At 64.3% G+C, this 14,256-nt stretch carries 11 protein-coding genes; 6 read left to right on the forward strand and 5 right to left on the reverse strand.

Going from position 1 to position 14,256, the window contains the following annotated elements:
- Positions 1 to 103 precede the first annotated feature (103 nt).
- Genes LR948_RS06600 through LR948_RS06625 form a run of 6 tightly spaced genes read left to right on the forward strand, consistent with a single transcriptional unit; the run spans position 104 to position 8,067 of the window.
- Positions 104 to 3,088, forward strand: coding sequence for a molybdopterin cofactor-binding domain-containing protein (locus tag LR948_RS06600; RefSeq protein WP_232753201.1), 2,985 nt, complete (start codon positions 104 to 106; stop codon positions 3,086 to 3,088).
- Positions 3,085 to 3,912 carry a xanthine dehydrogenase family protein subunit M gene (locus tag LR948_RS06605; protein ID WP_232753202.1) on the forward strand — a complete coding sequence of 276 codons (828 nt, stop codon included), beginning with the start codon at positions 3,085 to 3,087 and terminating at the stop codon, positions 3,910 to 3,912. The genes LR948_RS06600 and LR948_RS06605 overlap by 4 nt, the downstream gene beginning before the upstream one ends.
- Positions 3,900 to 4,406 (forward strand): (2Fe-2S)-binding protein, encoded by a 507-nt coding sequence (locus LR948_RS06610; protein ID WP_232753203.1) that lies wholly within the window; start codon positions 3,900 to 3,902, stop codon positions 4,404 to 4,406. The genes LR948_RS06605 and LR948_RS06610 overlap by 13 nt, the downstream gene beginning before the upstream one ends.
- A complete protein-coding gene (locus LR948_RS06615; RefSeq protein ID WP_232753204.1) occupies positions 4,399 to 5,928 on the forward strand; it encodes an AMP-binding protein in 1,530 nt (509 codons plus the stop codon). Before LR948_RS06610 ends, LR948_RS06615 begins: the two co-directional genes overlap by 8 nt.
- Before the next feature lie 35 nt (positions 5,929 to 5,963).
- Positions 5,964 to 6,770, forward strand: coding sequence for an enoyl-CoA hydratase/isomerase family protein (locus LR948_RS06620; protein WP_232753205.1), 807 nt, complete (start codon positions 5,964 to 5,966; stop codon positions 6,768 to 6,770).
- Positions 6,771 to 6,807: 37 nt separating this feature from the next.
- Positions 6,808 to 8,067 carry a benzoate/H(+) symporter BenE family transporter gene (locus tag LR948_RS06625; RefSeq protein ID WP_232753206.1) on the forward strand — a complete coding sequence of 420 codons (1,260 nt, stop codon included), beginning with the start codon at positions 6,808 to 6,810 and terminating at the stop codon, positions 8,065 to 8,067.
- A gap of 953 nt (positions 8,068 to 9,020) precedes the next feature.
- Here LR948_RS06625 and LR948_RS06630 read toward each other — a convergent pair.
- From LR948_RS06630 to LR948_RS06650, 5 genes are all read right to left on the reverse strand, one after another.
- Positions 9,021 to 10,394: an aspartate ammonia-lyase gene (locus LR948_RS06630; protein ID WP_232753207.1), complete on the reverse strand. Its 1,374-nt coding sequence runs from the start codon at positions 10,392 to 10,394 to the stop codon at positions 9,021 to 9,023.
- 95 nt (positions 10,395 to 10,489) lie between these two features.
- The gene (locus LR948_RS06635; protein WP_232753208.1) at positions 10,490 to 11,296 is read right to left on the reverse strand and encodes an ATP-binding cassette domain-containing protein; all 807 of its coding nucleotides are present in this window, start codon (positions 11,294 to 11,296) and stop codon (positions 10,490 to 10,492) included.
- Positions 11,289 to 12,326, reverse strand: coding sequence for an ABC transporter ATP-binding protein (locus LR948_RS06640; RefSeq protein ID WP_232753209.1), 1,038 nt, complete (start codon positions 12,324 to 12,326; stop codon positions 11,289 to 11,291). Before LR948_RS06640 ends, LR948_RS06635 begins: the two co-directional genes overlap by 8 nt.
- A 1-nt stretch (position 12,327) precedes the next feature.
- On the reverse strand, positions 12,328 to 13,224 hold the full coding sequence (locus tag LR948_RS06645) for an ABC transporter permease (RefSeq protein WP_232753210.1): 897 nt from the start codon (positions 13,222 to 13,224) through the stop codon (positions 12,328 to 12,330).
- Positions 13,221 to 14,228: an ABC transporter permease gene (locus LR948_RS06650; RefSeq protein ID WP_232753211.1), complete on the reverse strand. Its 1,008-nt coding sequence runs from the start codon at positions 14,226 to 14,228 to the stop codon at positions 13,221 to 13,223. Before LR948_RS06650 ends, LR948_RS06645 begins: the two co-directional genes overlap by 4 nt.
- Positions 14,229 to 14,256 lie beyond the last annotated feature (28 nt).

Here is a 14,256-nt window from a genome sequence, read left to right on the forward strand (position 1 = left end):
AGACTCCTTGGTAAGGTCCGAGACCTGGCGGGATCGCGGGGCCTGCGGATGCGCGCCTAACGTCCCTTCCTGAAGGCTTGTCCATGCCAAGCCGGGAGGAGACATGAAAGATACCGTTACAGAGCGATTTGTCGGCCGCTCGGTCGCACGCGTCGAGGATCCGGCACTCCTGTCGGGGCACGGGCGTTACATAGACGATTTGCCGGTGTCACCCGGAACGCTGGCGTTGGCCTTCGTGCGGTCGCCGCACGGCCATGCCGAAATCCGGTCGGTCGAAACCGCCGAGGCGGCCCGCGCGCCCGGCGTCGTAGCTATCATAACAGGAAAAGACTTCGCCGCGCGCACCCGGTCGATGACGGTGGGCGTGAAGGCCGATGTCGAATGCTGGCCGATGGCTGTCGACCGCGTGCGCTATGTCGGCGAACCGGTGGTCATGGTCGTGGCAACCGACCGCTACCTGGCCGAGGATGCCGCGGATCTGGTCGCGGTCGACTATGCCCCGCTCGGCGCGGTGGTCGATCCCGTCGCGGCGCTCTCGGACGATGCGCCGGTGCTGCATCCAAGCCTCGGCGGCAACCTCATCAACGAACGGCGCTTCCGCTACGGCGATCCCGAGGCGGCGTTCGAGGCCGCCCCGCACCGGATCGGCATCGACATCACCTATCCGCGCAGCGCCTGCACCCCCATCGAAACCTACGGAGTGATCGCCAGCTACGATCCGGGCGAGGATGCCTATGACGTCACCGCAAATTTCCAGGGCCCTTTCTCGATCCACGCGGTGGTGGCCAGGTCGCTGCAAGTGCCGGGCAATCGGCTGCGGTTGCGCACACCGCCCGATTCCGGCGGCTCTTTCGGGATCAAGCAGGGCGTCTTTCCCTACATGATCCTTGCCGGCATCGCCGCGCGCATCGCGGGCGCGCCGGTCAAGTGGATCGAGGACCGCCTGGAGCATCTTTCGGCCAGCGTCTCGGCCACCAATCGCCAGACCCGGATCGAGGCGGCGGTCGCGACGGATGGCCGGATCACCGCGCTTGACTGGGATCAGATCGAGGATTGCGGCGCCCATCTGCGCGCGCCGGAGCCTGCCACGCTCTACCGGATGCACGGCAACATGACCGGAGCCTACGACATCCCGAACATGGCGATCCGCAACCGCGTCGTGCTGACCAACAAGACGCCGACGGGGCTCAATCGCGGCTTCGGCGGGCCGCAGATCTATTTCGCGCTGGAGCGGCTGATGGACACCATCGCGCGGCGACTCGGGCTGGACCGGCTCGAGGTCATCCGCCGCAATCTCATTCCCGCGGAAGCCTTTCCCTACCGCACGACCAGCGGCGCCCTCTACGACTCGGGCGACTACGCCAAGGTGCTGGATCGCGCGGTCGCCGAAGGCGGGCTGGACGCTCTTTACGCCCGCCGCAACAAGGCCCGCGCCGCAGGCCGGCGCTATGGCATCGGCTTCGCATGCGTGGTGGAGCCCTCGGTGTCGAACATGGGCTACATCACCACCGTCCTGACGCCTGAGGAGCGCGCCAAGGCCGGGCCGAAGAACGGTGCGCAGGCCACGGCGACCATCTCCATCGACCCGCTCGGCTCGGTTACGGTCAAGGTTGCCTCCGTCCCGCAGGGCCAAGGCCACCGGACAGTGCTGGCGCAGGTCGTGGCCGACAAGTTCGGCCTGCCGATGGACGCGGTGCGTGTTCTGGCCGATGTGGACACGATGCGCGATGCCTGGTCCATCGCCTCGGGAAATTACGCCTCGCGCTTTGCCCCCGCCGTCGCCGGTGCCACCGAGATCGCGGCCGAGCGATTGCGCGACAAGCTGGCAAAGGTCGCGGCCACGCAGCTGAATATCCCGCCGGACGACGTGATCTTCGAGGCGGGCCGCATCGGTGCCGCAGGCAATCCCGACAATAACCTGTCCTTCGCACGGGTTGCCGCCACGGCCCATTGGTCGCCGGGCACACTGCCCGACGGCGTGGACCAGACCATGCGCGAGACCGTCTACTGGACCCCGCCCGAGCTGGAGGCACCGACGGCGGACGACGGGGTCAATTCCTCGCTCTGTCACGGGTTCATTTTCGATTTCTGCGGGATAGAGATCGACCCCGAGACAGCCGAGCCGAAGATCGACCGCTACGTGACCATGCATGATTGCGGGCGCATCCTGCATCCCGCCATGGTCGATGGTCAGGTGAGGGGCGGCTTTGCCCAGGCGGTCGGCGCGGCCTTCCTCGAGGAATACGCATACGGGCCCGATGGGTCTTTCCGCTCGGGCACGCTTGCCGACTACCTGCTGCCTACGATGGTGGAGGTCCCCGAGCCGGTGATCCTGCATCACGAGACAGTGTCGCCCTTCACACCGCTCGGGGCTAAGGGCGTGGGCGAAGGCAATTGCATGTCCACGCCGGTGTGTATCGCCAACGCCGTGGCCGACGCGCTGGCCCCCGAAGGTGAGGCACCTGATATCGTCCTGCCGGTGACCGCGGCCAAGCTCGCGCCGAGTATCTTCGGCGACGAGCCCGCCCCGAAAGACCCAGTGCCGGAGACGAAGGCCGATGCCACGACGGGCGGGCGCAAGCTCACGGGCGAAGGCCGTGCCATGGTGCAGGCCAGCCGCACTGATGTCTGGAAGATGCTGCTCGATCCCGCGACGCTCGATGCGATCATTCCTGGCTCGCACGGCGTGCAGAAGGTCGGCGAGACACGCTTTAAGGCGGATGTGACGCTGGGCGTCGGGCCCGTGCGGGGGCGCTACAAGGCCGATATCGACTTGTCGGACCTCGATCCGCCCAACGCGGTCACCCTCTCGGGGCAGGCCGTAGGCGCGCTCGGTACGGGCGGTGGACAAGGCCGTATCACCCTGACCGACACCGACGACGGCACCGAGATCGCCTACCGCTACGAGGCCGAGATCGGCGGCAAGGTCGCCTCAGTCGGCGGACGGCTTCTGGACGGCGCGGCGAAAGTCGTGATCGGCGAGTTCTTTCGCGCCCTCGCGCGCCATTGCGGCGGCGGCGCGTCCAGCGGTGCCCTGGCTCGCCTGCGGGGTCTTGTTGATCGCGTAATTAAGGGAGGCCGGTCATGAAACCCGCCCCGTTCGATCTCGTAGTGGCCAACGACATGAGTGAGGCGCTGGAGGCGCTGCACCAAGGCGGCCCCGAGGCCCGCGTCATTGCTGGCGGTCAGTCGCTGGTGCCCATGCTCAACATGCGCCTCGCGCGGCCCACCACGCTTGTCGACATCACCCGCATCCCGGAGCTGTCGCGGATCGAAGCCAATACCGACCGGATTAACATCGGTGCCGCCGTGCGCCAGAGCACGCTGGAGCGCTGGCCGGACCTGGCAGATCGCCTGCCCTTGGTGCACGCGGCACTGCCTTGGGTCGCCCATACGCAGCTGCGCAATCGCGGCACGATCTGCGGCTCTGTAGCCCATGCCGATCCCAGCGCCGAGCTGCCGCTGTGCCTGATCGCGCTCGGCGGCACCGTGACCCTGCGCCGCCGCCGCAAGACGCGTGAGGTTGCGGCACGCGATTTCTTTCAGGGCATGATGTCCACCGACCTCGCCCCCGGCGAAATGATCGCATCGGTCACCTTCCCGGCCCGGCAGACGGGCACCGGATATTCCTTCCGCGAAGTGGCGCGCCGACACGGCGATTTCGCCATCGTTGCCTGCGCCGCCATCGCTCGACCTGATGGCACCGCCACGCTGAGCGTGGGCGGCGTCGCCGACACTCCCCGCACGCTCGATCTGCCCGCAGACCCGCAGGGTCTCGATGACCGCTTGAATGAATTCGCCTGGCATTTGCAGGCCCGCGACGACCTGCATGCGACCGCCCGCTATCGCCGCGATCTGGTCCGGCAGCTCGGCCGCGCAACCTTGGAGGAGGCTCTCTCATGCCGCGACTGACCCAAAACGAGACACACCCGGTGCGCTTCACCCTGAATGGACGCCCTGTTTCGGCGCGTGTGCAGCCACGCATGTTGCTGACGGATGTCCTGCGCCACGAGATCGGCGCGACCGGCACCCATGTGGGCTGCGAGCATGGCGTCTGCGGTGCGTGCACGGTCCAGATCGACGGGGAGCCCGTGCGCGCTTGCCTGATGCTCGCCCAACAAGCCGAGGGCTGCGAGGTTCGCACCGTGGAGGGGCTCGCGACAGACGATGCGCTGACCTCGCTGCAAGAGGCCTTTCGAGAGCATTTTGCGCTGCAATGCGGCTTCTGCACCGCGGGCATCCTGATGACGCTCGACGCGCTGTTTTTGCGCCAACCGGACGCGGATGAAGGCGCGATCCGCGAGGCGCTCTCGGGCCATCTGTGCCGTTGCACTGGTTACGCGCCCATCGTTCAGGCGGCGCTGGCCGCCCGGAACCGCATCAAGGGAGGACCAATCGATGCTTGACCTCGGAACCAGCTTTCTCGCGTCCGTGGAACGCGACCCCGTGGCGATTGCCATCGCCGAAGGGGACCAGACAATCACTTACGCCGACTGGTATCGCCGGATCAGCGCGCTGGTGGACGGGCTTGGCCAGATCGGCCTGCGGAAAGGCGACACACTCGTAACGGCAATGCAAAACCGGTGGGAGAATGCTTCGCTGCATTGGGCCTGCCAGCTTGCCGGGATCGTCATTACGCCAGTGAACTGGCGCGTCACCGCCGATGAGCTGGACCACGCGCTGCGCGACAGCGCGACTCGCGTGCTGGTGCATGACGATGCCGCGTCTGATGCGGTCGCCGGATCGGTGCTCGCGCAGGGCCTGAAAGTCATACCGCTGGGCGGCGATCAGGGCCTCGCGGCGCTGCTGGCGGGACACGCGCCCGACGCGGTGCCACAAGCAGCGGCCGAGGATCTGTCGGTCATGCTCTACACATCCGGCACGACCTCGAAACCCAAGGGCGTGCCGCGTCGACACCGGGCCGAGCGCGCCGCCGCCGTCGCCCATGTGGCGCAGAACTTGTACCACCACGGCGAGCGGACGCTGGGCGTCATGCCGCTTTACCACACCATGGGCATTCGGTCGCTCCTGTCGGCCAGCGTGATCGGCGGTGCCTTCATCTGCCAGCCGCGCTTTGACGTTCCAGACGCGTTGGACGCCATCGAGACGTATCGGGTCACGAACCTTTATCTCGTGCCGACGCTCTATCATGACATTGTCCACCACGCCGCGTTCACGCCGCAGCGGGTCGCAAGCGTGCGCAAGCTGGGCTTTGCCGGCGCGTCGATGACCGATGGCCTGTTGCAGAAACTGGCGGAGGCCTTTCAGCCCGATCTTTTCGTGAACCATTACGGCTCGTCCGAGATCTACACCTTCTCGATCTGCCAGGACGCTGCGGCCAAGCCCGGATCGGCGGGTCGCGCGGCGATCAATCAGCGCCTGCGCGTGGTGCCGCTCGGCTCGGCGGATGCCAGCAAGATCTGCGCGCCGGGCGAGGAAGGTGAAATCGTTGCCTCCATGCAGGGCGACGAGGCCTTCGAGGGTTACTGGAACCGCCCCGAGGCGGACCGCAAGGCGATCCGCGACGGCTGGTATTTCACCGGCGATTGCGGGCATTTCGACGACGACGGCGATCTGTTCGTGACGGGTCGCGCCGACGATATGATCATCACCGGAGGCGAGAACGTCTCGCCCGTCGAGGTGGAAAGTTGCCTCTCGCTGCACCCGGCCGTGGCCGAGGTCGCGGTGGTCGGCCTGCCGGATGCGCGCTGGGGCAAGGTCGTAACCGCCTTCGTCAAGCGCGCCGGCGATGTCACCGAAGACGATCTCGACGCCCATTGTCGCAGCTCGGACCTGTCCAATTTCCGCCGTCCGCGCCGCTACGTCTTCGTTACCGAAATCCCGAAATCCCCGGTCGGAAAGCTCCTCCGCCGTCTGCTCGTCGCGGGCGAATACGAGCTCGAGCCTACCGAAACTACACCGGCATGAACCCAAGGAAAGACACTGACATGAAAGACGCTCACATGACCGAAACTCTGACCTTTACCGATCCGCGCCTCGCTGAGCTCGACGGCTTCCACGTTCAGCTCGATGCGAGCAACGAACGCGCCGACATCATCCTCGCACGACCGCCCTACAACGTCATCTCGATGGGCGCACGCGATCAGCTACGCCTTGTCTTCGAGACTCTCGATGCCGATGACCGCGTGCGCATCATCGTGATCTCGGGCGAGGGCGAGCACTTCTCGTCGGGTGGCAATATCAAGGGCTTCCTTGAGGCAAGCCCCGAGCATGTCTCGCATTTGGCTTGGAACATCGCCGCGCCTGCGCGCTGCTCCAAGCCGGTGATCGCGGCCAATCGTGGCTACACGTTCGGCGTGGGCTTCGAGCTGTCGCTGGCCTGTGATTTCCGCATCGTGTCTGAGACCTGTCGTTACGCGCTGCCCGAACAGAAGCTGGGCCAAATCCCCGGCTCGGGCGGCTCCGCACGGCTGCAAAAGATCGTCGGGGTCACCCGCACCAAAGACATCGTCATGCGTTCCAAGCGCATCCCGGGTCAACAAGCACTCGACTGGGGGATCGCCACCGAATGCGTGACCGACGGCGATCTCGAGCAGGCGGTGACCGACCTCGTTAACGAGCTCCGCGAGTTTTCCCCGATGGCGCAGCGCACTGCGAAGAAGCTGCTGAACGACACCGACGATGCGCTTCTCACCACAGCAATCGAAATGGAAGGGCTGAACTACAGCCGCCTGAGGCAATCGGAGGATTTCCGGGAGGGCGTCGAGGCCTTTCACGCCAAGCGCAAGCCTGAATTCACCGGCCGCTGAGATGGCCATGTAACCCCATTCAAGGGAGGAGACCCAGATGGAACAGACAAAACAGACGAATTGGATCGAGAAAGGACCGGGTTTCGGCGCGGGCCTGTCTGGCCTGCGTGAGGCGCTGGGCATCAAGACGGCGAGCGCGGGATTGGTCGCGGCCATCTTCGGATGCTCGGGACCGGCGCTGATCGTAATCGGCGCGGCCAATAATGGCGGGCTCTCCGAGGGCCAGACCGTGGCCTGGCTTCTGGCGATCTACGGCCTCGGCGGGCTGATCAGCCTGATCATGGCGCTTTACTACAAGCTTCCGGTAACCGGGGCCTATTCGATCCCGGGCGCAGCCCTGGTCGCGGGTGCGCTTGGCACGTTTCCCTTCGAACAGGCGGTCGGAGCATTTCTGATGGCAGGCGCGATGGTCTTCGCGCTCGGCATCACCGGGCTTATTGGCAAGGTCATGCGCTGGCTGCCGATGCCCATCGTGATGGCGATGATCGCAGGCGCGCTCATCCGCTTCGGCATCGGCGCGGTCACCTCGATCGAGAAGCTGCCCATCGTGGTCGGTGCGGCGACTATCGCCTTCTTCTTGTCGATGCGTTTCCTGCGGGCCGTCCCGCCGGTTCTGACGGCACTGATCGTGGGCCTCGTGGCCGTGACCCTGACCGGAGGCTTCCAGGGAGGCGAAGCGGCAATCAGCTTTGTCGCACCGGAGTTTACCGCGCCCGTATTCACTGTTGACGCCTTCTTGGCCATCGCCGTGCCGCTGGCCGTGCTGGTCATCGGGGCCGAGAACGCCCAGGCCATCGGGGTACTCTACGCCGAAGGTTATCGTCCGCCGATCAACGCGATGACCGTGATCTCGGGCATCGGCGGCATGCTGGCCGGACTGATCGGCGGCCATAATGCCAATATCGCGGGGCCGATGACGGCGATCTGTTCGTCCGATCAGGCTGGCGAGAACCCAACGGGGCGCTATGCGGCCACGGTCCTGAATGGCGTGCTGTTCGCGGCCTTCGGGGTCTTCGCCGGGGTCGCGGTGCCGTTGATCATGGCGCTGCCCGGACCACTGATCGGGGCCGTGGCGGGTCTGGCGATGATTACCGTCCTTCTGAGCGCGTTCCAATCCGCCTTCGACCGCAATGCGGGCCACCAGATCGGTGCCTTTGTCGCGCTGATTGTGGCGATGTCGAACGTGTCGTTCCTCAGCATCAGCGCGCCCTTTTGGGCCCTAATCGCAGGTGCCGCGGTGTCAATGCTGAATGAACGGGTGGTCAGATCCAAGCCCGTGGCCACCCCAGCGTCCTGAAGAACAGCGCCAAGTCGCACAAGTGATCAAATGGGGGGCGCCAGAGCACTGCGCCCCCCACGAGCATTTTTGTGTTGCCGCCGCGGTTCTGTCGAACTGGCGGGACAGCGATAGACTTTAGATTTCGATCACTGCGCTGGCGTTCCGACAACGTGGCGCGGTGACGTGTGTCGCCTTGCCGAGTTTGTGGTCTTCCGTTTCCCGAACATGATGTCGAACCAATTCAGATTGGGAGGCTGTGGGTTGTTAACTAAATTGATAGAAAAGTGTCGAGAGACTTTTCCGTCGCGCTTTCCGCATTCCAAAACTGGGTTGCAACCATTTCAGAGTATCTTGATGTTTCTTTGCAGGCACAAAGAATGACCGCTTTTCACCGCCGTTCTTGATGACTTTCAAATCCGCAGCGCAAATCGAGCACTCGCGCCGAACGGCAGGAAGGGTCCGCACTGTCGACATTGGTCTCATATGCGGCGAACTTCCGCTTTCCGCCCAGAGCAACCATCCGCAGCACCCCTTCAGCATCACCTGAGCTGGCTCCAGAGCTGCCCGGCCGATCGTTCCTTATTCATGCCTGTGCAGAAAGTCAGAGCCGAAATAATAATCGGCGGCTGCAAGCCCGGCCTGCTCCAGACGGACGCTGCGCTGATGGCCGATGGCGTCTCAAACTTCGATAGCCGCCAACCAAAATCGGCCACATCGGCGAGCCAGATCATCCGATATCGCGCAGAGTGCCGACGAAGGCGGACGTCATAGGTGACCTCTACGAAATGATTCTGGACCGAGCTTAGGGGCGATTCTCCAGTTGCATGAGATAGGTACCACGGGTCTGAGACCACAAGGCTACAGAGGCCATTCGATACAAGAGGAGAAACGACCGAATCAAACGGCGCTCGAGGGAGAATGTGACAGCCTATTAAACTTGGGCGCTGCGCTCGAAGCCAAATTCTCCCCACTTACATCAGCATAGCATCAATTTTCTCTCGTGTCCCAATTCCCATCTCGAAAGCTGTTTCGGCGACTGATGTGTTCCTGGCCAACGCGATCTTCGCGACTTCGGCGGCAGCTGAATAGCCAATATGCGGCACAAGCATTGTTGCCAGGACAAGACTGTTGTCGAGCATGCCTTCACAACGTGTGGCATTGGCTTCGATGCCTGCGACGCAGCGCGTGGCCAGTGTATCCATGGCCTTATGTAGGATCCGGAGGCTTTGAAGAATGTTGAGCAGGATCACAGGCTCAAACGCATTCAACTGCAATTGGCCCGCCTCTGCCGCCATCGTCACCGTCAGATCATTGCCAATGACCTGAAAGGCGACCTGATTGACGACCTCCGGGATTACCGGGTTTACCTTGCCCGGCATAATCGACGAGCCTGCCTGCATCGGCGGCAGCCGTATCTCATGAAAGCCGGAGCGTGGGCCCGAGGAAAGAAGTCTCAGATCATTGCAGATTTTCGATAGCTTCACCGCGATCCGCTTCAGGACGCTCGAGAAGGTTACATATGCCCCCGTGTCGGAGGAGGCCTCGATCAGATCTCCGGCCAGTTTCACCGGCAGGCCGGTGACCTGCACCAGTTCTGACACCACCGCTTCGGCGTAGCCGTCAGGCGTGTTGACACGCGTGCCGATTGCGGTGCCGCCCAGGTTCACTTCGAGCAGCAATTGCTTCAGGCGCTGGATCATCTCGACATCTTCCAGGATGGTCACCGCAAACCCGGTGAATTCCTGGCCCAGTGTCATGGGCACGGCATCCTGCAGCTGGGTCCTGCCGATCTTCCTGATGCCGCGGAAAGCTTCCGCACGATCTTTGAACGCCTCGGCCAACCGGATTTGAGCGTCAGTGAAGGCGTCACATTGGGAGACCAATGCCAACCGCATCGCAGTTGGATACACATCGTTGGTCGACTGCGATTTGTTGACGTCATCGTTCGGGTGCAGGTGGGCGTAGTCTCCGGGACGATACCCCATCTTGAGTAGCCCAAGGTTCGCAACGACCTCGTTGAGGTTCATGTTGGTCGAGGTTCCGGCCCCGCCTTGGATCATGTCCACGCGAAAGGCGTCGTGCCAGAGACCGGCAAGAATCTCGTCGCAGATTTCCTCGATTACCCGGGCCTTTGCAGGTGCCAGAACATCTAGATCGGCGTTGACGCGGGCCGCAGTTTTCTTCACCCATGCGAGCGCCCTGACAAACTCCGGAAAATGGTACAACGGAAGTCCCGAGATCGGAAAGTTGTCGATGGCGCGTTGTGTATGGATCCCCCAGATGCAGGTCCGCGGCAGATCCATCTGTCCGAGGCTATCGCTCTCGGTTCGAACGTCGTGTTTCATCTTATTTTCAAGGCTCGCTCATGTGAGGTCACGGCCACCGGCGCTGGAGAGGCCGGGCGGTGGCGCATAGACGTCCGTGGTGGCGCTGTGCCGGTTCAGGCCGGCACACGCACCTCCGGCATGGCTCGGGTCAGCATCCGGGCGTACTCGCTCTCGGGGTGGTCGAAGATCCGATCTGTCTCTCCCTCTTCCACCAGTTCGCCGCGATAGATCAGCGCCACTCGATCGCAGAGGTAGCGCACCACCGCGAGATCGTGGCTTATGAAGAAATAGGTCAGCCCAAGCTGGTCCTGCAGCTCGCAGAGCAGGTTCAGCACCTGCGCCTGCACCGAGACGTCGAGCGCCGAGGTCGGCTCGTCGAGTAGCAGAAGCTCCGGCCCCGAGGCCAAGGCCCGGGCGACACAGATGCGCTGCCTCTGGCCGCCGGAGAACTCGTGTGGAAATCGCGACAGGTGCTGCGGGCCGAGGCCAACCAGCGACAGCAGCTCAGCCGCTCGCTCGATGCGCTGGCGCCGGTCGAGGCCGAGCGTCTCGCGGTGGATCAACATCGGCTCGGTGACGATGTCCTGCACAGACATGCGTGGATTAAGTGAGGCGTAGGGGTCCTGAAAGACGATCTGCACGCGGGCCCGGAGCCGGCGCATCTCGGCCGCCGAGAGCTGCGCCAGGTCGCGGCCCTCGAATAGGATACGGCCTGCGGTGGGCGTCTCGAGATGCAGGATCGAGCGGGTCAGCGTGGTCTTTCCCGAGCCGCTTTCCCCGACCAGGCCGAAGCTCTCGCCCTTGCGGACCGAAAGCGAGACGTCTTGCAGCGCTTGCACCTCGGCGGTCTTGCCGAAGAGCGCGCGGCGGGCGCCATAGACCTTCGAGACATTTTCGATCTGCAGGATGGGATCAGACATGTTCCAACTCCTCGCTCTCCGCCAGGCGGATACAGGCCGCGTGGTGTTCGCCCGCGACCGGCAGGGCAGGTGGCTGCTGGGCGCTGCAGGCCGCGATGGCGCGGGCACAACGCGGCGCGAAGCGGCAGCCAGGCGGCGGCGTCACGAGGTTGGGCACGGCTCCACCCAGCCCATTGAGCGAGCCGCGCTGCGAGGCTCGGGTCGGGATCGCCGCCATCAGGGCGCGGGTGTAAGGATGTGCCGGTCGGTTGATGACTTCGGCCACCGGACCGCGCTCGACGATATTGCCGGCATACATCACCGCGACGTGGGTACAGGTTTCGGCCACCACGCCGAGGTTATGGGTGATCAGGATAACGCCGATGTCGTGATCGGAGACAGTGCCTTTCAGTAGCTTGAGGATCTGCGCTTGCACCGAGACGTCGAGCGCCGTTGTCGGCTCGTCTGCGATCAACAGGTCGGGTCGGCCGATCAGCGCCATTGCGATCAACACCCGCTGACGCATCCCGCCGGAGAACTCGTGCGGGTAGTTGTCGAGCCGTTCCTCGGCATTCGGGATGCCCACCCGGTCGAGCATCTCGGCTGCCAGCCGGTGCGCCGCCCTACGGCGTGTGCGTCGCCCGGCTCCGGCCTCGCAGTCGAGGATGGACGGATCGTGTTTCGCTGCAGCCAGCGCCACGTCGACCAGCTGCTCACCGATCCGATAGGCTGGGTTGAGGTTGGTTGTCGGGTCCTGGAAGATCATGCCGATGCGCTTGCCGCGCAGGGCCTGCACCTCGCGCATCGGCAATCTTAGAAGGTCGCGGCCTTCGAAGGCGATCTCGCCCCGTTTGTAGGCTGCGGGCGGCGCTGGTACGAGCCGCGAGATGGACAGGCCGGTCAGCGACTTGCCGCAGCCAGACTCGCCGACGAGACCCCAGATTTCGCCGCGTCTCACGGTCAGGTCGATACCGTTGAGCACATGTGCCTCGCCTTCGAAGCTGGTCATTGTCAGGTGCAGGTCGCGGATGGAGAGAAGGGGGGGTGCCATGTCAGCGCCTCGCTTTCGGATCGAGAATGTCGCGCAGGCCGTCGCCCAAAAGGTTGAAGCCGAAGACTGCGAGAAACATCGCCATGCCGGGCGCCATCGCCGTCCACCAGTAATCGGGCATGTAAGCGCGCGACAGGGACAGAAGCGTGCCCCATTCCGGTGTCGGCGGCCGCACTCCGATGCCGATGAAGCCCAGGCCCGCGACAGTCAGGATCGCAAAGCCCATGTCGAGCGACATCTTGACGATGATCGGTGAGACGGTGTTGGGCAGGATGTGGCGGAACAGGATGCGGGCCGGGCTGGCGCCGATGGCGCGCGCGGCGGTCACATAGACCTCCTCGCGTGCCGCCAGCACCTCGCCGCGCACCAGCCTTGCGTAGCCGGGCCACCAGGAGAGCGAGATCGCGATCACCATGTTGGTGAACCCCGGTCCCAGCGCCGCGGCAATCGCCATGGCGAGGATCAGCCCGGGAATGGTCAGCGTCAGGTCGGTCAGGCGCATCAGCACCTCATCGGTCCAGCTGCCGACGAAGCCGGCGATGCCGCCCACCAGCGTGCCGATCACCGTGCCGATCAGCACGACGCCGAAGCCCGCCAGCACCGAGACTGTGGTCCCGGCCATGACCAGCGATAGCACGTCTTGGCCCAGCTCGTTGGTGCCGAAGGGATGCGCGGCCGAGGGTGGCAGAAAACGATCCGCGGTGGCGACGCCGCCGGCCACGTGTTCAGGGTAGGGCGCAAGCACGGTGCCGAAGAGGGTGAAGAACAGCACGACCGCCACCATGGCCGCACCCAGCATCGACAACTTCGACTGGCGGAAACGGAACAGCGCGCGGCGCCAGCGATCATTGCCGGTGGAGAGCATCTCGATGGGCGGGGTTTCAGCGATCTCGGTCATGAGTAGCGCACCTTCGGATTGATGACCCCGTAAGCCAGGTCGATGATGAGATTGGCGACGACGAAGAGCAGCCCGATCACCAGCGCCACTCCGATCACCGGCATCATGTCCTGTGAGATGATCGCCTTGGTGGCGTAGAGACCGAGGCCGGGCCAGTCGAACACGGTCTCGACCAGCACGGTGCCGCCCAGCAGCCACCCGAAATAGAGGCCGATGACGGTCAGCGTGGCCGACACCGCGTTGCGGGCCACGTATTTCAGAATGATCTTGCCGCGCGGCAGGCCCAGCGCCCGGGCGGTCATCACGTAGTCCTGGTTCATCACCTCGATGGTCGAGGCGCGCATCATCCGCATGATGGTCGCAAGCGGTGAAAGCGACATGGCGATGGCCGGCATTGCGAGATGGCGCAGCGCAGTCCAGAACGCTTCGAGGTCGCCGGCGATCAGCGTGTCGATGGTAAGAAAACCGGTCACGGTGGGAGGTGGGAAGACAATGATCGGCAGACGCCCGCCCAAAGGCAGCCACATCAGCCACATGGCGAAGCAGAGCTGCAAGAGCAGGCCGAGGAAGAAGCGCGGCATCGAGATCGCGCCGATCGCCAGAACCTGGCTGACGTAGTCCGGCCAGCGGTTGCGCCAGACAGCGGTCACCAGTCCCAGCGGGATGCCGACCACCACGGCGATGGTCATGGCGGCGATGACCAGTTCCAGTGTCGCTGGAAGGAAGGCCGCGATGTCGGCCGCCACAGGCCGTCGGGTCAGGAGTGAGGTGCCGAGATCGCCTTGCAGCAACCCTCCGACGTAGTTGGCATATTGCACCCAAATGGGCTTATCGAGCCCGAATTCTCGCGCCAGTGCCGCAATCTCTTCCTGCGTGGCATTGGGACCAGCGGCGAGGCCGACCGGATCGCCGGGCAGCAGCCGGGCGATGGCGAACATCACCAAGGTCAGCCCGATCAGGACCGGGATCAGCATCACGCAGCGCCTGAGAATGAAATAGAGCATCGCTTTCGCCTTTTGTTCGGGGTGGGCC

Source organism: Roseivivax sp. GX 12232, from assembly GCF_021272185.1.
Taxonomy (GTDB): domain Bacteria; phylum Pseudomonadota; class Alphaproteobacteria; order Rhodobacterales; family Rhodobacteraceae; genus Roseivivax.